Origin of the sequence: Nodularia sp. UHCC 0506 (genome assembly GCF_034931045.1) — a bacterium.
In the GTDB taxonomy this organism is placed as follows: domain Bacteria; phylum Cyanobacteriota; class Cyanobacteriia; order Cyanobacteriales; family Nostocaceae; genus Nodularia.
The window spans coordinates 37,493-56,291 of the sequence record NZ_JAYGHH010000037.1 but is presented as its reverse complement, the minus strand read 5'-3'; the positions used below and the strand labels follow the sequence as shown (position 1 = coordinate 56,291).

The following is an 18,799-nucleotide window of genomic DNA, read 5'->3' as shown; positions in this document are numbered from 1 at the left end:
ATTATATTTTGCCTTCGATGGTGGTAAAATCTCATCAAACCGATCTATAACTTCGTTCAAAGAAAGAGTTTCACCAGTGGGAAGATATTGCCAAATTTTAGAACCTATTCGACGAATTTCAGGTATTATGTCATCTAACATATCGATGGGAAAATCAAGAGCGGGAGGATTCTTTGTCTTGCTTAAGGAAAAAGAATTTTTTGGCAACCCGGGCTGGTAAAAATCGAATGTTATGTGTTCTCTTTTCTTGTTTTCTTCCAAGGTTTCAGAAGTTTTTACTACTTCAACACGACTACCATTATCAAATTCAACTCGAAATTTAACAAACGGGATAGTCCGAAACACTGAGTAACGAGAATTGAAAAATCCATTTAGCATTCTCAGCATTACTGTTTTTCCAAACCCATTAGGACCATGAATGATTGTGATTCTCTCATCCAAGTTCAATGGAATTACATGGTTAAAAATTCCAAATAGACCATCGACAGATATTTGCTGAATTTGCATGGTTTCTGAGTCCCACAGCCATAGGCTTATTAGTTCAATTGTAATGTCTACCTGTCCAAGAATCGCAAAAACTTTGTCTGCTAAATAATTAGTAACTTTTGGATTATCCAGAGACTCAGAACAACCTACAGGCGATCGCTTACAATAAAATCAATCTCATAAATGTTAAGAAAGATTCGGGTCATCGATAGCCAAGGGTTCACCGTGCAACAGGTAGTACCTCAGTTAAATGAAATTGGCAGTATCTCTTTCAATCAAAGATAAAAATGATAGTGGTTGGCTCATATTAGCAGCAAATCCCAGAATTCCTTTGTCGCGATGTTCGTAAACTAATTCACCTTTTGTATCAAACAGAAAAGTTCCACCGCGCTGAGTTAAGTAGGCAGAATTAGGTACATAAATATGCCAATTTCTCAAAACTTCCGTCATATTACGTAGCCGTAGAGTAGCTAATTCAAAGGGACGTTGAAACCCACTCCCCCCTGCTAGTTGGAAAAACGAGCCTTTAAAAGCAGGTAGAGGACCGCATCATGCCATCACTAACACGTTGACGTTTGGTTTGATTAAAGATAGCGTAGGGATTCATTAGAAGGTATTAACTACTATTTAGCCTAATTCATCAAAATTTATGTTCATTCTGCTGAAAATTTTTGTCCACAACTTACTTAGTCTGAGATAACTGTATAAATAATTAAAATTGTCAAAGCAGGCGTGGTTTAAATACCAATTTACTTATAATTATGATGATACTGACTTAATTATTCCACATAATAGTCGATGTAGTCGCCTGATTTTCACCGTTCTGTACTAGTTTATTTTTGACTTGATGTTGAGTCTGTAGGGGTAAATATTTCCGTACTATACTCATGATTTTATCTCCTACTATGGGTTTAGATATAAAATCTGTAGCACCAACCACCTTAGCTCGGACTCGATCCACAAGACCATCGTTTCCCGTTAAAATAACTATAGGTGTATTGCTAAAAGCGGAAATTCGGCGCAACTGAGTACAAATTTCATAACCATTAGCAATAGGCATAATCAAATCTAAAAAAATCAGGTCTGGTTTACCTTGAATTAAGATTGGTAAAGCTTCTATAGCATTTTGAATTTTGAGAAATCTCATTCCATGTGGGACGATAATTTCCTCTAAAGTCTTACAAATCTGAGGACTATCATCTACACAAGCTACCAATGGCGCTGTTGATGTTTTAGCTTGGGTGGCAACAGAATTGTTGTTGACTGCTATCAATGAAAAAGACAAATCAGGTATTTCTACCAGTTCAATAATCCCTTTGAGAATGTAGGGAGACAATGAACGGGTGAGAGGGACAATATTCTGCTTTAGTTTCGCTGCTAAATCTCGCAGAGTGTATTTACCGTTAAGCAAATTGACAAACTTTTTGTAGACCAATTCATTTACCAGGTGCGCGAGTTGTTCTGGTTTCCGCAAAACTGGTGCTAAGTCTGGAGAAAAATTAGCCAAACCAGCTTCTGACCAAATTTGCCACGAGTCTTGCATCTGTTTAATAAAGACATCAGCACTCGTGAAATTCACTGGTGTTTCTATGATCATATCCTGAATGCGATCGCAACTTACAGAAACAAAATTTGTTTGTTGAGCTAAATCAAACAATAGTTCTGTTATTGTGTTTTCGATAATAGCGTGAATTTGTTTTCGTTGAATTTGCTGTCTTTTATACAGAATTTCCAGGATGCGATAATCCCAGCAATTGATTTCTAGGTCTTCTCTACGTAACTTCAACTGATCTACATCAATTTGGGGGCAGTATTGAACCATATTTCGCCGCCACCGCCGAAAAGGGTGACTTCCTCCATCTGCCCAAACTATCCGTCCTAGACGATAGTAAAAAGCCCATTGGTGTCCCTTATTACTTCTAACCTTTAGACAACCATTATATTGCAGTTGAACACAAGTTTTAAACTCATCAAGTATATGATTAGACATCATCAGTTCCGAGTGGATCATCTATAGTTTGTTCCTTTAATTAACACATCAGCCCTTCAAACTCTCAAACTAACTATATAGCTGTTGCTAGATACTCGAAACCTTTGATTTGTCGTTGAGAAGTCAGATAAATGTGATAACTTATATCAATTATTCTAAATATTTATGGATTTAAATATAACAGTATAAACACTGAGTCCATATAAAAATTTAGATAAAATAGGAGCAACGCGAAAATGTGAGATCGGATTTTATATCTCAATTACCAAGGCTGATTCCTCGTAAACCCTGGTTGAAGTTCCCTATTTTTACCTTTTTTATTTAGTGATCGCACAACATTCAGGTAACTTATATTATTATAATTCACTCCCATTTAACTGGGAGGGGCGGCAGATCATACTACCCCTCAACCCAACTAAGGTTGTAACCCTTACTGGATAAGCATTATGAAAATCGATATTTTTCACAATTCTCGACGTACCAATTAACCTATAGGTTATTTAGTACAGCTTTTTTGTACGACACAGTAAGGATTTGAGGCTTTTAAATTTCAGACAGATCAATTGGGACAGGTTTATCAGAGGCGATCGCTTAGGTTCAAAACGGCTAATCAATTCCTTTGTTCCTTCCCTGACCATTTTTGTGAAAACTCAATTATAAACTCAGTACCTTGACCAAGGATAGAATTACAACTCAACTTGCCACCATGGGTTTGCTCGACTATTTGTCTAGCTATAGCTAAACCTAAACCTGTGCCTTTTCCCACGGGCTTTGTAGTAAATAAACGGTCAAATGTTTTTTGTTTAACTTCTTGACTCATCCCCTTAGCATTATCAGCAATTGATATTTTGATATGATTATTTTCGACAAATGTTTTCACTAGGATTTTATTGGGTTTGGCTTGAATTTCTGTAAAACTACGGCCATTGTTTGATTCATCTAAAGCATCAATAGCATTAGCTAAAATATTCATAAATACCTGATTTAGCTGCCCAGGAAAACATTCTATTTCAGGTAAATCACTGTAATGGGAGATAATTTCAATAGCTGGACGTTGTGCGTTAGCTTTGATCCGATGTTTGAGAATTAAAATTGTACTATCAATTCCTTCATGCAGATTAAAAAATTGCTTGGTGTCACTATCTGCACGAGAGAAAGTACATAGACTTTTACTGATAGATGTAATGCGATCGCCGCCATCTTTCATGGCGCGAATTAGTTTGGATAAATCTTCTCGGATGTAATCTAGATCAACGGCTTTCAGTTGATCTTCAATTTCCGCATCAGGTTGAGGAAATTTCCGTCCATAGAGATCGATGATGCCTAACAAGTCATTAATATAATCCTGTGCCGCATTGACATTGCCGACAATTGCGCCAATGGGATTATTGATTTCGTGGGCAACCCCAGCCACCAGATTACCGAGGGCAGACATTTTTTCGTTTTGAATTAGTTGCAGTTGGGAATATGGCAGGTACGGTCATTGGCTTTGAGCCGTCGGCAAGTTTCAAATCCATCGATTCCAGGCATCATCACATCTAGTAAAATCAGGTCAGGGAGGTAGCGTTCAACTTGTTGTAATGCGCGATCGCAACTAGTGGCGATCGCTATATCAAAGCCTGCATCGCCCAATGTCTCTGAAACTACCTCTAGTACCGCTACGCGGAAGTCAAAAGTCAAAAGTCAAAAGTCAAAAAGCTCATCAAAAAGCAATTATAAATATTATTTAAAGAAACTTGTTTAAAAGCAGTTTCAATCGCTTTTGCTCAATCTACATAACTCCTATTACCAAGAGAGAGCAGTATTTTATTAATCTTTGAACAATAATTTTCAATTACTGAAAAATCAGGATACTATCATAGTAAATAAATCAATAGTCCTTCCCGAAAAAAAAGCGGGCTAACCGCTAATGAAGTGGTTAACCCGTTCAGCTTTGGGAACGCGCTGAGAAAATTCTATTGCAATACCAACTTGACATTGGCGTTTTGCAGACCGCGCTGTTTTACTTCAGACAAGGTTTTGTTAACAGCATACTTTTGGTTTATGGAGTTGATCAACTCGGTTTGATTGTGCTTCTTAGCAACGCCCCACAGGTCAGCGATGAGGTCAAAGGAACCATCGCTATTGCGAGACCAACCTAGATCATATTCACCTTCCAAAACAGCTACGATGTCGGAACGAACGCGCTGACCATTGTAACCACGAACATCCGCTTCAGTCTTCACGCTAATACCTAAGTCGCGTAAAGAAGACTTGAGGATCTCAGCATCGGTGATTTTGGTACGCAGAGTGCTAAAATGAGACATTTGGGTTTCCTCCAGTGAGAAGAGTGAGAAAAAGACAACGGTTTTTTTTTCGGGAAGCCGCGCTGATGGAAATGCGGCTTTTTCTCTTAACTGCTAGCTTTTGGGGCTAGCCTTTGCCCCTGGTATTAGCAGGGGAAAGCTTTTAAAACTCCAGGCGCTGATATTCAGCAACCGAGGCTGCGGCGGGTCGTGCGCGCTGTCTGGCCCAATCTCTCAGGGCTGTTACCTGTTCTTGCATGGTACGTGACAACGGCAGAGTTGCTTTGAGTGCAGCAATAATATCTAATTGGGTGAACTCGCGGTCTTGGGCGAAGGCTTCATACATTGCCGCCACCAGTGCTTGTTCAATTTCTGCCCCAGAGAAGCCGTCAGACATCTTGGCTAATTGCTCAAGGTCGAATCGAGAAATGTCTTCACGACGTTTGGTGAGGTGGATATTATAAATATCCTGCCTTTCTTCGGCTGTGGGCAGATCCACAAAGAAAATTTCGTCAAAGCGTCCTTTCCTCAGAAACTCTCCAGGCAAGCGTTCCACTCGGTTAGCTGTTGCCATCACAAATACGGGAGATTTCTTATCTTGCATCCAAGTTAGGAAAGAACCAAAGATTCTACTTGATGTACCACCGTCGGAATCAGATGAACCTGAGCTACCTGCAAAGGATTTATCTAATTCGTCTATGAACAGAATCGCTGGAGAGATGGATTCTGCTGTTTTTAGGGCGTTACGTAAATTTGCTTCACTGCGTCCCACCATTGAGCCGTCATATACTCGTCCCATGTCTAGGCGTAGTAATGGCAAACCCCACAATCGGGAGGTAGTTTTGGCAATTAGTGACTTACCACAACCTGGAACACCAAGAATTAACATTCCTTTGGGTTGGGGCAAACCATACTCTCTCGCCCTTTCTGTAAAGGCATTAGAGCGCTGTTTTAGCCACCTTTTGAGTTCTTCTAAGCCACCGACAGCATCAATGGTTGCATCTTCTTCGATGTATTCTAAAATACCATTGCGCCGAATCAGTTGCTTTTTCTCAGATAGAACTATATCTACTTCTTCTTCCGTTAAGCGTCCAGTTGTGACCTGTGCTTTACGGTATACCTTTTCAGATTCATCTTTAGTTAAACCTAAAGCAGCTCTGAGAAGCTTTTCTCGCGCCTCGGTTGTCAGCCGTCTACCTCGATTTTGCTCTAAATGGTAGGTTAATACTTTGTTTAACTCCGCCATATCTGGCAATTTGAAGTCAAGAACGACAACTTCTTTTTCTAATTCAATGGGAACTTGCTGCATGGGTGACATCAAAATGATGTTTTTCTGCATTCCCTTGAAACTAGCGATCGCATCTCGTAAGGATCTTGTTGTAGCAGGCGCATCAATAAACGGATGTAAATCTTTAAGAATAAATATACCAGGTTCTTTCTGCCGGATGATCCACTCAATAGCAGCCTCCGGCGATACAGTGTTGTGTTGAGTGACGTTCCGGGGTTGCCCATATTCCACGATGCCGTGAGTTACTGTCCAGACGTATACGCGGCGTTGGGGCTTTAATAATTGGGCGATTGTGGAAATTGCCTGTTCCGCCCGTTCTTCCTCGGAGGTCACAAGGTAGATTAGAGGATATTGAGCTTGAATTAAGATATTGAGCTCTTCTTTCATACAATCGACCTGCTTGAGACCTTATACAGTAAAGACATCGTTTGTTGGTTGCGGCAACCGAATAATGAATGGTTTATTCATCATTCTTACCTAGCAAGGAACCAATTCTTCCTCACCCTTGGGATGAGTTTCATCTTTTTCCATCTCGTCAATGGTTAGATGTTCTGGGATTATTCCTGCTTGACTGCTCATGGCAATCAATTCTCCATCACGTAAGACTAACGAACTCTCACATTCTGGACAGGAGTAAATTTTGTGCGTTCTTCCATAGGCAGAAGCTTCAACTTCCTCAACTAGTTCGGAATTAGCTAGGTAGAAGACTAGGGCGCGTTCGGCAAGCTCTGACATCGGTTCTGAATCAATAGCTGAACGAATCTTCAGTTTTTTGTGAAGTTCTGGCGACAGATATAAAGTAACCTTTTGCTTAGTTTGCATATAACTCTTTGACGGCCTTACCCGGGTATGTATATTACGTTATCGGTTATTTTGTGAGGTGTCAAGACATTAAAGCGTTTTGACGGCAATTTCGTTACATTTATTTACATTTAGTTGATGATCATAAGTGACATAGTTAGAAAAGTCAGTTATTTATAAAACACCTATCATGTTGAAAAAAATGTAATAAACCAGGAGCAAAAATTCGGCAATTTGTTGGCAAAAAGTCAAATTATCTGGTAAATTTGAAGTATAAATGACTTTAGCTAAAATATAATCATGTCTAGCACTACAGTAAAATCCTGTAGTTTACAGCAACAAATTTATACTAAAATCAAAAATTTTGGCGGCAAAACTGTTCTGTTGTTGAGCCTGTGCAGTTGTACTGCCAGCAGTTTTCTCGCTCCTAAAGTTACATGGAATACTTATAATAATTCTCGCCATGGCTTTGAATTTCCGTATCCCAGTAATTGGAATGCTTTGCCAGAGGCATCAAACAACGATGGAATTGTTTTGAGATCATCAATAAATAATTCTGTGGAAATTCGGGCATGGGCTGCTCATCGGCTACCTGAGTTGATAGAACAAAATAGCAAAATAACGCACAACCCCAACTTTCAAACAGCTCAAGGTGTATCTGGAGTACTACTTGTGGAAGTAGACCAGCAAATAAGTTCAATGTCATTGAGTTTATCTAAAGATGAAATCCAATATTACTGGCAGGCGCGCAGCCAGAATGAAGAATTTTCAGATTACTATCATTTGTTCTACTACATTGCTTACCAGTACAGGATTCAGGAGTAGCAGAAAGTAGACAAATGGGGAAGCATAGCGAAAATTTCTATTCCTCTTCATCCCCTTGATCGTCTTTATCTTCGTAATTTCCCAACCTAAAATCACCTATTTTTACAAGAATGATGGTTGAGAGGGTACAGAAACCTGATAGATTTAGCTATCAGCGAGTAAAAACTGGTGAAGATGAAAGTCCTGGTAATTGGTGGTGATGGATATTGCGGTTGGGCAACTGCACTTTACCTTTCCAACCGAGGTTACGAAGTTGGAATTTTAGATAGTTTGGTGCGGCGGCACTGGGATAATGAATTGGGTATCGAAACTCTGACTCCCATCGCACCAATTCAGCAACGCCTCCAGCGCTGGCAAGATTTGACTGGTAAATGTATCGACCTATTCATTGGCGATATTACTAATTACGAATTTCTCAAGCAAGTTTTACACCAATTTGAGCCGAACGCCCTCGTGCATTTTGGTGAACAACGTTCAGCGCCCTTTTCGATGATTGACCGAGAACACGCCGTTCTCACTCAGGTTAATAATGTCGTCGGCACTTTAAACTTGCTGTACGCCATGCGAGAAGACTTCCCAGATTGCCACATGGTGAAACTGGGGACAATGGGTGAATATGGTACACCCAACATTGATATTGAGGAAGGGTTCATCACAATTGAACACAATGGCCGCAAAGATACCCTACCGTATCCGAAGCAACCGGGTTCGATGTACCACTTGAGCAAAGTTCATGATAGTCACAATATCAACTTTGCTTGCCGCACTTGGGGGCTGCGGGCTACAGACTTAAATCAAGGGATAGTTTACGGCGTTCTGACCGAAGAAACGGGAATGGACGAAATGTTAATTAATCGCCTTGATTATGATGGTGTATTTGGTACAGCACTGAATCGTTTTTGTATTCAAGCTGCGATCGCTCACCCGCTAACCGTCTACGGGACAGGTGGGCAAACTCGCGGTTTCTTGGATATTCGGGATACAGTGCGATGTATTGAACTAGCGATCGCTAACCCAGCCGAACCAGGCGAATTCCGAGTATTTAACCAATTTACTGAACTATTCAGCATTGGTGACTTGGCATTAATGGTGAAAAAAGCGGGGAATGCGATTGGATTGAATGTAGATATCAATCACCTGGATAACCCCAGAGTTGAAAGAGAAGAACATTACTTCAATGCTAAAAATACCAAACTGCTGGATCTAGGTTTACAGCCGCACTATCTCTCTGATTCCTTACTTGATTCGCTGTTAAACTTTGCAGTCAAGTATCAAACACGAGTTGATCACAAGCAAATTCTGCCCAAGGTTTCTTGGCATAGAAAGTAGATTTAAGCCTGCTGGAAACTGTTCGTCATGTCTTAGCAAAACATGATGGACAGTTAATTTTTAGTGCTGAGTTCGGAGTGCTGAGTGCTGAGTGCTGAGTTCGGAGTTCGGAGTGCTGAGTATTAATCGCCTTGGCAGTTGCTCTAGATATTTTTTGGGCAAAATGCCCACTTCTAATTAGCAAGGCGGACTGACCATAAAGTTGGCACAGTCAGGATTTGTATGTATAGCACTACGCATACACGTTAGGACATTGTTGATTGCTGAAAGCCTTGGCGTAGGGGTGGGTTTATTAAAATTGTTATGAGTAATTGAGCATATTTGTCATAGCTTGCGTGGCGTAGCCATACCCGCCCCTACTTGGTCTTTACTCAGCACTCAGCACTCCGAACTCAGCACTTTGCTACATAGCCTCAGACTTCCAATCTGCGGGTAATTGACGCAATGTAAAAGAATCTGGGATTATCTGCTTATCTAGTTTTTTATGAGAATCGCTTTATTTACTGAAACCTTTCTGCCCAAAATTGACGGCATAGTAACGCGCCTACGCCATACTGTTGACCATCTACAACGTAATGGCGACCAAGTACTAGTATTTGCCCCTGATGGCGGAATTACTGAACACAAAGGAGCCAAAGTTTACGGCGTGACTGGCTTTCCTCTGCCATTGTATCCAGAGTTAAAAATGGCTTTACCCCGTCCTGCCATTGGTTATGCTTTAGAAGAATTTCAGCCAGATATTATCCATGTGGTGAATCCAGCTGTCTTAGGATTGGCTGGGATTTTTTATAGCAAGATGCTTAAAATACCGCTAGTTGCATCTTACCATACCCATTTACCTCAATATCTCCAGCATTACGGTTTGGGAATGCTCGAAGGATTTCTGTGGGAATTGCTCAAAGGCGCTCATAATCAAGCCGCTTTAAATCTTTGTACCTCAACAGTGATGATGGAAGAACTCACTGGACACGGGATTGAACGGGTAAAGGTGTGGCAGAGGGGTGTGGATACAGAATTTTTTCATCCTGATTTAGCTAATTTGGAGATGCGATCGCGTCTGTCCCAAAATCACCCAGAGAGTCCTTTATTACTGTATGTTGGCCGTCTTTCTGCTGAAAAAGAAATTGAGCGCATCAAGCCCATTTTAGAGGCAATTCCCGATGCACGATTAGCATTAGTGGGAGATGGGCCTCACCGTCAAGAATTAGAAAAACATTTTGCCGATACTCCCACACACTTTGTCGGGTATCTTACAGGACAAGAATTAGGTTCGGCCTTTGCTAGTGCTGATGCCTTTATTTTTCCTTCTCGAACAGAAACACTAGGCTTAGTTCTACTAGAAGCTATGGCCGCTGGCTGTCCAGTCGTAGCCGCCCGTTCAGGGGGAATTCCTGATATTGTGACAGACGGCGTAAATGGCTATCTTTTTGAGCCGACAGCAGATATTCAAGATGCCATTAATGCTACTGTTAACCTCCTGGAACACAAACAAGAACGAGAGGTTATCCGTCAAAATGCCCGCAGCGAAGCAGAAAATTGGGGATGGTCAGCTGCTACTTGTCAGTTGCAAGATTACTATCAAAAAGTGGTATTTGCAGAAAAACTGACAACAGTAGCTTGAATCAGTTAACTGTGAAAAGACACCACCTCCAAAGTTTGGGGATGGTGTCTGAATAATGATTTACAGATAAGCGATCGCTTTTTTTTTGATCTCTTAACTTGCGCTTTCTCCATCATCACTTTGAAAGGGACTTTCGCCAATTTGTAGTTGTTTTTTCGTTTTTTTCAACTGTTTCCACAAAGCCTTGATTTGTTCATAAGCTTCATCTGGGCTTAACTTTCCACCTGTTTCTAAATTACAGATATAACTAATACGTTGAGCAAATTCCTGTAAATTGGCATTAAAAACCAAATTTTCAGGCTTTACATGACCATAGTAACGTCCACGAGGATAGAGAAAATCATCTTTGTCCATTATTTTTACCATTTATTTATTAAATATTTTTGGTTATTCAGTACCTATTATGCTGAATCTACTTTAAAAAAGCCGGAATCCTTACCAGACAAGGAATTACAACTGATTATCCTCAATGTTTTGGGAAAATTTCTTTTTTATCCCTGTTCCCTTTGGCCGAATGTTTTCTTGTCTTCTTGTTGGTTATACCGGGAAAGGTAAATAAGCTCAAAGGTATATAAGACAAGCTTTTGCAGCCTATGTTTCCGTTTTCGCAACGTCTTGGTTCAAAGCCTAGCACAGGTTATACAAAACTATAACCTTTTTCAAGTACGCGATCGCTGCCAACCAGCAATCTGCCCTATTTCTCCTGGCTGTATGATCTCATAAAACTATGGTATATCTATATACTGTAAACGTGTTTTACCATCACCGCGTTTTCGTTCTAGTTAAGCTTTTGAGAGCGAGGAGATTTTCAATGTCATATAAAGTTACGGGCAGAGTTTATGAGGCTGAAACTGGTTTAGGAATCCCTAAGCTCATCGTTCAAGCTTTTGATAAGGATATGCTTAAGGATGATAATTTAGGGGAAACAGTCACAGATAGCGAAGGCAAATTTGAAATAAATTACACCGAAAAAGACTTCAAAGGAATGTTTGAAGGCGAACCAGATTTATATATCATTATCAAAACAGGCGATCGCGTCAATACTTTATATAACAGCGAAAAAAACATCCGTCATCGAGCCAAACGTCATGAAAATTTTGATATAGGGATTCCCAAATCAGCTTTTGTTGCCCAAATCAAAGATGATAAACAATTGTTAAAAGTTCTCTTTGGTGTTGCTTGGTTAGATGGAGTGCTAGAACCAGGAGAAAAACTATACTTGCAGCAAGTAGCCAATCAAAAAGGACTAGCAGAAGATCCAGAAATCAAACCTTTATTAGCAGGTGAACCAGTCCAGTATCAGGAAGCTTACGCCTGCTTACAAGCATACTTAGGTACTAATCCCAGTGATGAAGATTATGATGAACTATGTCAATCACTGGAAACACTAACTGCCCTTGATTCAGCAGTAGAAGGCATCGAAACAGAACTTCTAGCCAGCATACCCAAAAGAGAAGCTCGCCAACTCACTCTCAAACAAAGACTAGTAAGCACTTTCCTCGACCCACAATTCATTGCCAAATTGGCTACACCAAAAACCCCAACTAGCGATGCGGTACAAAAAAAAGGTACTTACTCAGATACACCTTACCGTGTCATGAGTCAGCTAATTGATAAAATTGAACCTCCCGAAATCAAAGAGATTCAAAAAACCTTAAGTAGGTTATTTTTACAAGACAACTTTGCCCCAGTCAAAGAAGAAATTACCGCCGATGATTTGCCCGTAATTGGTCAACTTCCCCAAGAATTATCGGGGATGTTTTTACGCATTTCCCCCAATCCCCTTTTCCCACCCATTGGACTATATCACTGGTTTGATGGTGATGGTATGTTACATGGAGTCAACATCAAAAATGGTAAAGCGAGCTACCTTAACCGCTACGTGGAGACCGAAACCCTAAAAGTTGAAAAACAACAAGGCAAAGCAATTTGGCCAGGTTTACTCAACCTACCTCGATTTGACTCTCCTTACGACATCATGATTAAAAATCCTGCCAATACATCTGTAATTTGGCACGCTGGGAAACTTTTAGTCTTGTGTGAAGCAGGAGTACCCCATCATATTCGCGTCCCAGACTTAGAAACCCTTGGCGCTCACACTTTTAACAATCAACTCACCTGTGCTTTTACAGCTCATCCCAAAATAGATGCTGTCACAGGAGAAATGATGTTTTTCGGCTTTTCTCCCATTGCTCCACCGTACCTATCCTATGGCGTAGTCACAGCAACAGGAGAAATTACCCGCATTGTGCCAATTGAGTTACCTGCGCCTGTAATGATGCATGATTTTGCCATTACGGAAAATTACTCAATTTTCTTAGATATGCCCCTAACCTTCCAGCCAGGACAAATGATCAAAGGTGGAATTCCCCTAGCTTTTGACCGCACACGTAAAAGTCGTATTGGCATTATGCTACGCCACGGGGATAACAACACTCTACGCTGGTTTGAAGTGCCAACTTGCATGGTTTATCATACCGTCAATGCTTACGAAGAAGGAGAAGAGATAGTTCTCTTAGGCTTGCGGATGCCTTCAACTAATCTCTTAATTCCCGACGATAGTGACAACGGTAACAGTTCTGAAAACGAAATTGCCAAAATGTGTCGCTGGCGTATTCATCTCAAAACTGGAGCTATTACTGAAGAGTTGCTTGACGATCAAGTTACAGAATTTCCGCGCATTAATGATCAGTTAGTTGGTCGCAAAATCCGTTACATCTACGCTGGACAAGGGGCTATTTACGCCAGTCCCAAACCCCTGCTTGATGGCGTGAAGAAATATGATTTAGAAACAGGCACAGCTGAAAGTTATTTTTATGGACGAGGACGTTTTGGCGGTGAAGCGGTATTTGTTCCTCGTCCTGGGGCAACTGTTGAAGATGATGGTTGGGTAATCACTTACATTCACGATACCATTGCCAATAAATCAGAATTACTGATTTTAAATGCCCAAAACATCACATCCGAACCTGTAGCGCGGGTTATGCTTCCTCAGCGTGTACCCTTTGGTTTCCATTGTGGCTGGGTTTCCTCTGAACAAATGGCAACTCAGAAAATTTAGCTAACTTAACTAGGGAGCAACGCGATTTTGTGAGATATTTGCTCCCTACCCCCTGTCTTCATGCTTTGAGGGCATAGGTGTTTGATATTAGCCAACAAACCATAGCCAACTCACCGCTAATAGCGGATATCGAATAACTAAAGATAAAATAGTTAAGCCTGAAAGGGCGAAAGCTGCCCACTGCCTAAAACTTTACCTCATATTATGTCTGTTTATTCCCAGTTATACGAAGGCAAAGCTAAAATTCTCTATGCAACGGAAGATCCAGAAGTCTTGTTAGCTGATTTTAAAGACGATGCCACTGCTTTTAATGCCCAGAAACGTGGCAGCATTATCAACAAGGGAAAAATTAACTGTACCATTTCTAGCCAGCTATTTCAGGAACTGGAAAAATTTGGGATAAAAACCCACTACATTGACAGTCCTCAACCGCATCAAATGCGAGTCAAGGCTGTAAAAATTGTGCCAATAGAAGTAGTGGTGAGAAATATTGCTGCTGGTAGTCTTAGTCAGCAAACAGGATTACCCATAGGTACAGTGCTGAAACAACCTTTAGTAGAGTTTTATTACAAAAACGACCAATTGGGTGATCCATTATTAACACGCGATCGCTTATTTCTGCTAGAACTAGCAACACCGGAACAAGTAGATGTAATTAACAATCTAGCATTGCAAGTCAACGAATTTCTCCGTGACTTTTGGCATTCGTGCGGCATTACCCTAGTAGACTTTAAACTAGAATTTGGTTTGGACTCGCAACAGCAAATACTCTTGGCAGATGAAATTAGCCCTGATACTTGCCGTTTGTGGAACACAACTGAAGCAGATCCTAACCTGCGGGTAATGGATAAAGACCGCTTCCGGCGTGATTTAGGGAATGTAGAGAATGCTTACCAAGAAGTTTTACAACGAGTGCTACAAGCAGTAGAAAGTAAAACTTGAATTGGTCAAAACCGCAAGGCAAGAACAAATAGTTTTTAGCTGATGCCTTGTGACTTATAAAGTAAAGAGGCAATAGCAAACAACTTTATTTTGACTTGATATTTTTGCCATAAGAGCATGATTGCCTTGTGAATGGTGTGTGGATGTGAAGAGGAATTTAAATAAAATGCGTTTATCTCCCGTATGGGTAGCAATGGTAGCAATTGCAGCACCATTAAGCGACTCACTCAGTGCAAATGCCCAAACTATTAATAGTTCAGAACAGATAACAGAGGTTTTTACACCAGAGATCAATCCCCAGTCAGTGAGTGAAACTCAGGTTCAGTCTTTTGTCACAATTCTCCCAGTTAAACCAGCCGAGAAAACGACATCAGATGTAATAATTCCTACCTTGACAACGCCGCAAGTTGGTCAAACCTTCGAGACTAACTCACATTTTCTGACTCAACAGCCTGATTCAGTTCCAGAAGTTGCGCCCCCAGTAATTGACCAGTCAGTTCCCTCACCAACTCCTGAAACTACTCCCAACCTAGAAAATTTTAATACCCCCAACGCCACCCCAGATGCTCCAGAACCTCGCGTACTGGTATCAGAGGTAGTTGTTAGACCGGAGACAGGACAATTAACATCAGAACTGGAAGACCAAGTTTTCCGAGTGATTCGTACCCAACCAGGTCGGACAACAACCCGATCTCAACTGCAAGAAGATATTAACGCCATATTTAGTACTGGCTTCTTTGCCAATGTTCAAGCAGTGCCAGAAGATACGCCCTTGGGTGTGCGTGTGAGCTTTGTCGTCCAACCCAACCCTGTCCTCACCAAAGTAGAAGTGCAAGCCAATCCGGGAACTGATATTCCTTCGGTATTGCCTCCTAGTACGGTAGATGAAGTTTTTCAAGAGCAATATGGTCAAATCCTCAACCTGCAAGAACTGCAAGAAGGTATTAAGCAATTAACCGAGAAGTATCAAGAAAACGGCTATGTGCTGGCGAACGTTATTGGTTCACCCCAAATTTCAGAAACCGGCATTGTTACCCTGCAAGTAGCCGAAGGAGTAGTGGAAAATGTGAAAGTCAGGTTCCGCGATCGCGAAGGTCGGGAGACAGACGAGAAGGGCGAACCAATTAAAGGTCGGACACAGGAATATATAATTACGCGAGAATTAGAGTTAAGTCCAGGAGATGTATTTAACCGCGACATAGTACAAAGAGACCTCCAAAGAGTATTTGGACTAGGGCTATTTGAAGATGTCAATGTCTCCCTTGACCCTGGTACAGACCCTAGTCAGGTTGATGTCGTGGTGAATGTAGCTGAACGTAGTACTGGTTCGATTGCAGCTGGAGCCGGGTTTAGTTCTGCTAGTGGACTATTTGGTACTGTTAGTTATCAGCAGCAAAACTTGGCGGGAAGAAACCAAAACCTGGGAGCAGAAGTACAGGTGGGAGAAAGGGAACTGCTGTTTGACCTCCGGTTTACAGACCCGTGGATCGCAGGTGATCCCTACAGAACTTCTTATACAGCCAATTTGTTTCGCCGTAGTTCCATTTCATTAATTTTTGATGGACAAGATGGTGATATTAGGACATTTCAACCAGGGGAAACAGATGGCGATCGCCCCCGTGTTCTCCGATTAGGTGGTGGTATTACTTTTAATCGTCCCCTATCTCCCAATCCCTACGAAAGATCAGAATGGACTGCTTCAGCCGGATTGCAGTATCAACGAATTTCTACCCGTGATGCCGATGGTAATGTCAGACCAGAAGGAGCCGTATTCCAGGATGGAGTAGCGGGAGAACCAGTTCCTTTGAGCTTCTCAGGAGAAGGTGAAGATGATTTGGTGCTATTACAACTAGGCGCACAGCGCGACCTGCGTAATAACCCCTTACAACCAACATCAGGTTCCTTTCTCCGCTTTGGAGTCGATCAATCCGTACCAGTAGGACTGGGTAACATTTTCCTGACGAGACTACGAGGTAGTTATAGCCAATACTTACCTGTGAGTTTTACTAACTTCGCCCCAGGGCCACAAACCCTAGCCTTTAACCTACAAGGAGGTACAGTTCTAGGTGACTTGCCTCCCTATGAAGCTTTTACCCTGGGTGGTAGTAACTCTGTCCGGGGTTACGAAGAAGGAGCCTTAGCTAGTGGACGTAGTTATGTACAAGCATCTGTTGAATATCGCTTCCCAGTTTTCTCAGTAGTCAGTGGCGCACTGTTTTTTGATGTCGGTAGTGATTTAGGAACTACAACTAGACCAGCTGAAGTATTGAACAAAAACGGCACTGGCTACGGTTATGGATTAGGTGTGCGTGTACAATCTCCACTAGGCCCCATTCGGATTGACTACGGCATTAACGATGACGGCGATAGTCGAATTAATTTTGGGATCGGGGAAAGATTTTAAATAGTCATTGTTTATTAGTCATTAGTCATTAGTCATTGGTTAATCAACTTTTGACTTCTGACTTTTAATTTTTGACTTCCGTGCCGCCGCACGAGGTACTTGCTAATTGTCACATTTGCCTCAATACTATTTCCATAAAGGGAAAGTGAGCAGCTGCATTTTGCAGATAAGTCAGGGTCTTTGCCAAGAATTCAGATGAATCATACAAATCAAAATAAAAATATATTAATTTTTCGCCCATGCAACAACACACCATAGCAGGAGAAATCACCCAAACTGGAGTGGGACTGCATAGTGGTGTGAGTACCCACATACGGATATTGCCTTCTGAGCCAGGTAGTGGACGCTACTTTGTTCGGGTGGATTTACCAGATTTACCCATCATTCCCGCTCAAGTGGCAGCCGTAAATCAGACTCTTTTATCCACTCAACTAGGTAAAGGAGAAACCTGCATTCGCACAGTTGAGCATTTATTAGCCGCACTTGTGGGTATGGGTGTGGATAATGCCCGCATTGAAATTGATGGCTCAGAAGTACCACTGTTAGACGGTTCGGCAAAGGTTTGGACTGACAGTATTGCTGAAGTTGGCTTAGTCTCACAATCAATTAGTAACCCAGATGCATTGGTGCTGAAAGAGCCAATCTGGATCTATGAAAATGATGCTTTTGCTTGCGCCCTCCCAGCATCAAAAACCCGTTTTAGTTACGAGATTGATTTTGATGTGGGGGCTATTGGTAATCAATGGCACAGTTGGTCACTGAATTCCAGTTTTGCTAAAGAAATCGCCCCGGCTCGTACCTTTGGTTTACTGCACCAAATTGAACACTTACAAAAAACAGGGTTAATTAAAGGTGGTAGCTTAGATAATGCCCTGGTTTTTGGGTCTGAAGGTTTGGTAAATCCACCATTAAGATTTGCAAATGAACCAGTTCGTCATAAAATATTAGATTTAGTAGGAGATTTGAGTTTATTGGGAACTTTTCCCCAAGCTCATTTTTTAGCTTATAAAGCCAGCCATAATTTACACATTCAACTGGCTCGGAAAATTCTAGAGTTGGAATTGGCTCAAGTCTAAAATCTCAACTCCTGAAAGGTTTTCATCCCTGCCTACTTAATTTATCAATTAAAAATCAACATACCGCTAATGGCCATCGTCACTGAAGTGAATAGTCCCGATACTAATTTACCTACATCTACCGGAGAACAAATTCCTGAAATTAAAACCACATTTTCATCTGAAGAAATTCACAAATTGCTCCCTCACCGTTATCCATTTTTACTTGTCGATAAAATAATTGACTATGTGCCAGAAAAAATGGCAGTAGGAGTGAAAAATGTCACTATCAACGAACCCCAGTTTACAGGACATTTCCCCGAACGACCATTGATGCCAGGAGTGCTAATTGTTGAGGCTATGGCACAGGTTGGAGGTATTGTTCTCAAGCAATTACCTGGGTTTGAAAATGGATTATTCGTTTTTGCTGGTATTGATAAAGTGCGCTTCCGCCGTCAAGTGGTTCCGGGAGACCAGCTCGTGATGACAGTGGAACTGTTGTGGATAAAACAACGTCGTTTCAGTAAAATGCAAGCCCGTGCTGAGGTTGAAGGTCAACTAGCGGCTGAAGGCGAATTAATGTTTTCTCGAATTAACTAATAATTTATTGTGGTGCTGGTGGGTAAAGCCGTGATTTGCTCTGAACTTAGGCCTAAATAAATCATAAGAGCAGTAAAAAACCATCCAAGCATTTGATAATTTCTAGATTTTC

Annotated in this window: 16 protein-coding genes and 1 pseudogene; 8 read left to right on the top strand and 9 right to left on the bottom strand. The window is 41.3% G+C overall.

Annotated features, from left to right (window positions below; translation table 11 throughout):
- From VB654_RS18230 to VB654_RS18200, 8 genes and pseudogenes are all read right to left on the bottom strand, one after another.
- The coding region (locus tag VB654_RS18230) for an ATP-binding protein (RefSeq protein ID WP_323215216.1) at positions 1-507 on the bottom strand (507 nt) is incomplete at its 3' end.
- A 225-nt stretch (positions 508-732) separates the two neighbouring features.
- Positions 733-1,029 (bottom strand): annotated as a pseudogene (locus VB654_RS18225) (AhpC/TSA family protein); the annotation flags it as partial.
- Positions 1,030-1,261: 232 nt separating this feature from the next.
- Positions 1,262-2,497 carry a response regulator gene (locus tag VB654_RS18220; RefSeq protein ID WP_323215215.1) on the bottom strand — a complete coding sequence of 412 codons (1,236 nt, stop codon included), beginning with the start codon at positions 2,495-2,497 and terminating at the stop codon, positions 1,262-1,264.
- Positions 2,498-3,086: 589 nt separating this feature from the next.
- Positions 3,087-3,911: a sensor histidine kinase gene (locus VB654_RS18215; RefSeq protein WP_416235694.1), complete on the bottom strand. Its 825-nt coding sequence runs from the start codon at positions 3,909-3,911 to the stop codon at positions 3,087-3,089.
- Positions 3,912-3,925: 14 nt separating this feature from the next.
- The gene (locus VB654_RS25275; protein ID WP_416235693.1) at positions 3,926-4,156 is read right to left on the bottom strand and encodes a response regulator; all 231 of its coding nucleotides are present in this window, start codon (positions 4,154-4,156) and stop codon (positions 3,926-3,928) included.
- 275 nt (positions 4,157-4,431) lie between these two features.
- Entirely contained in the window at positions 4,432-4,782 is a 351-nt protein-coding gene (locus tag VB654_RS18210; protein ID WP_089090590.1) for a DUF1257 domain-containing protein, read from the bottom strand.
- A gap of 142 nt (positions 4,783-4,924) precedes the next feature.
- The gene (locus tag VB654_RS18205) at positions 4,925-6,436 is read right to left on the bottom strand and encodes an AAA family ATPase (RefSeq protein ID WP_323215214.1); all 1,512 of its coding nucleotides are present in this window, start codon (positions 6,434-6,436) and stop codon (positions 4,925-4,927) included.
- Positions 6,437-6,526: 90 nt separating this feature from the next.
- Positions 6,527-6,871 carry a hypothetical protein gene (locus VB654_RS18200; RefSeq protein WP_323215213.1) on the bottom strand — a complete coding sequence of 115 codons (345 nt, stop codon included), beginning with the start codon at positions 6,869-6,871 and terminating at the stop codon, positions 6,527-6,529.
- A 279-nt stretch (positions 6,872-7,150) separates the two neighbouring features.
- Here VB654_RS18200 and VB654_RS18195 point away from each other — a divergent pair, with 279 nt between their 5' ends.
- From VB654_RS18195 to VB654_RS18185, 3 genes are all read left to right on the top strand, one after another.
- A complete protein-coding gene (locus tag VB654_RS18195; protein ID WP_323215212.1) occupies positions 7,151-7,675 on the top strand; it encodes a hypothetical protein in 525 nt (174 codons plus the stop codon).
- Positions 7,676-7,849: 174 nt separating this feature from the next.
- Positions 7,850-9,004 carry an NAD-dependent epimerase/dehydratase family protein gene (locus VB654_RS18190; RefSeq protein ID WP_323215221.1) on the top strand — a complete coding sequence of 385 codons (1,155 nt, stop codon included), beginning with the start codon at positions 7,850-7,852 and terminating at the stop codon, positions 9,002-9,004.
- Between the two features lie 484 nt (positions 9,005-9,488).
- Positions 9,489-10,625: a glycosyltransferase family 1 protein gene (locus VB654_RS18185; RefSeq protein ID WP_323215211.1), complete on the top strand. Its 1,137-nt coding sequence runs from the start codon at positions 9,489-9,491 to the stop codon at positions 10,623-10,625.
- A gap of 93 nt (positions 10,626-10,718) precedes the next feature.
- Here VB654_RS18185 and VB654_RS18180 read toward each other — a convergent pair whose 3' ends face one another.
- Positions 10,719-10,979: a hypothetical protein gene (locus tag VB654_RS18180; protein ID WP_323215210.1), complete on the bottom strand. Its 261-nt coding sequence runs from the start codon at positions 10,977-10,979 to the stop codon at positions 10,719-10,721.
- Positions 10,980-11,436: 457 nt separating this feature from the next.
- Between VB654_RS18180 and VB654_RS18175 the strand changes: the two genes are divergently transcribed.
- The 5 genes from VB654_RS18175 (at position 11,437) to fabZ (ending at position 18,687) form a co-directional block, all read left to right on the top strand.
- The gene (locus tag VB654_RS18175; protein ID WP_323215209.1) at positions 11,437-13,686 is read left to right on the top strand and encodes a carotenoid oxygenase family protein; all 2,250 of its coding nucleotides are present in this window, start codon (positions 11,437-11,439) and stop codon (positions 13,684-13,686) included.
- Between the two features lie 204 nt (positions 13,687-13,890).
- Positions 13,891-14,628 (top strand): phosphoribosylaminoimidazolesuccinocarboxamide synthase, encoded by a 738-nt coding sequence (purC, locus tag VB654_RS18170; RefSeq protein ID WP_323215208.1) that lies wholly within the window; start codon positions 13,891-13,893, stop codon positions 14,626-14,628.
- A gap of 166 nt (positions 14,629-14,794) precedes the next feature.
- The gene (locus tag VB654_RS18165; protein WP_323215207.1) at positions 14,795-17,032 is read left to right on the top strand and encodes a BamA/TamA family outer membrane protein; all 2,238 of its coding nucleotides are present in this window, start codon (positions 14,795-14,797) and stop codon (positions 17,030-17,032) included.
- Positions 17,033-17,271: 239 nt separating this feature from the next.
- Positions 17,272-18,108 carry a UDP-3-O-acyl-N-acetylglucosamine deacetylase gene (lpxC, locus tag VB654_RS18160; RefSeq protein ID WP_323215206.1) on the top strand — a complete coding sequence of 279 codons (837 nt, stop codon included), beginning with the start codon at positions 17,272-17,274 and terminating at the stop codon, positions 18,106-18,108.
- A gap of 69 nt (positions 18,109-18,177) precedes the next feature.
- Positions 18,178-18,687: a 3-hydroxyacyl-ACP dehydratase FabZ gene (fabZ, locus tag VB654_RS18155; RefSeq protein WP_323215205.1), complete on the top strand. Its 510-nt coding sequence runs from the start codon at positions 18,178-18,180 to the stop codon at positions 18,685-18,687.
- The last annotated feature ends 112 nt before the right edge of the window (positions 18,688-18,799 follow it).

Excerpts from the sequence above, each read along its gene's own strand:
- VB654_RS18190 (WP_323215221.1), top strand. The coding sequence starts at position 7,850 with ATGAAAGTCCTGGTAATTGGTGGTGATGGATATTGCGGTTGGGCAACT.
- VB654_RS18175 (WP_323215209.1), top strand. The coding sequence starts at position 11,437 with ATGTCATATAAAGTTACGGGCAGAGTTTATGAGGCTGAAACTGGTTTA.
- purC (WP_323215208.1), top strand. The coding sequence starts at position 13,891 with ATGTCTGTTTATTCCCAGTTATACGAAGGCAAAGCTAAAATTCTCTAT.
- VB654_RS18210 (WP_089090590.1), bottom strand. The coding sequence starts at position 4,782 with ATGTCTCATTTTAGCACTCTGCGTACCAAAATCACCGATGCTGAGATC.
- VB654_RS18165 (WP_323215207.1), top strand. The coding sequence starts at position 14,795 with ATGCGTTTATCTCCCGTATGGGTAGCAATGGTAGCAATTGCAGCACCA.
- VB654_RS18220 (WP_323215215.1), bottom strand. The coding sequence starts at position 2,497 with ATGATCCACTCGGAACTGATGATGTCTAATCATATACTTGATGAGTTT.
- lpxC (WP_323215206.1), top strand. The coding sequence starts at position 17,272 with ATGCAACAACACACCATAGCAGGAGAAATCACCCAAACTGGAGTGGGA.
- VB654_RS18180 (WP_323215210.1), bottom strand. The coding sequence starts at position 10,979 with ATGGACAAAGATGATTTTCTCTATCCTCGTGGACGTTACTATGGTCAT.
- VB654_RS18215 (WP_416235694.1), bottom strand. The coding sequence starts at position 3,911 with ATGTCTGCCCTCGGTAATCTGGTGGCTGGGGTTGCCCACGAAATCAAT.
- fabZ (WP_323215205.1), top strand. The coding sequence starts at position 18,178 with ATGGCCATCGTCACTGAAGTGAATAGTCCCGATACTAATTTACCTACA.
- VB654_RS18185 (WP_323215211.1), top strand. The coding sequence starts at position 9,489 with ATGAGAATCGCTTTATTTACTGAAACCTTTCTGCCCAAAATTGACGGC.
- VB654_RS18205 (WP_323215214.1), bottom strand. The coding sequence starts at position 6,436 with ATGAAAGAAGAGCTCAATATCTTAATTCAAGCTCAATATCCTCTAATC.
- VB654_RS18200 (WP_323215213.1), bottom strand. The coding sequence starts at position 6,871 with ATGCAAACTAAGCAAAAGGTTACTTTATATCTGTCGCCAGAACTTCAC.
- VB654_RS18195 (WP_323215212.1), top strand. The coding sequence starts at position 7,151 with ATGTCTAGCACTACAGTAAAATCCTGTAGTTTACAGCAACAAATTTAT.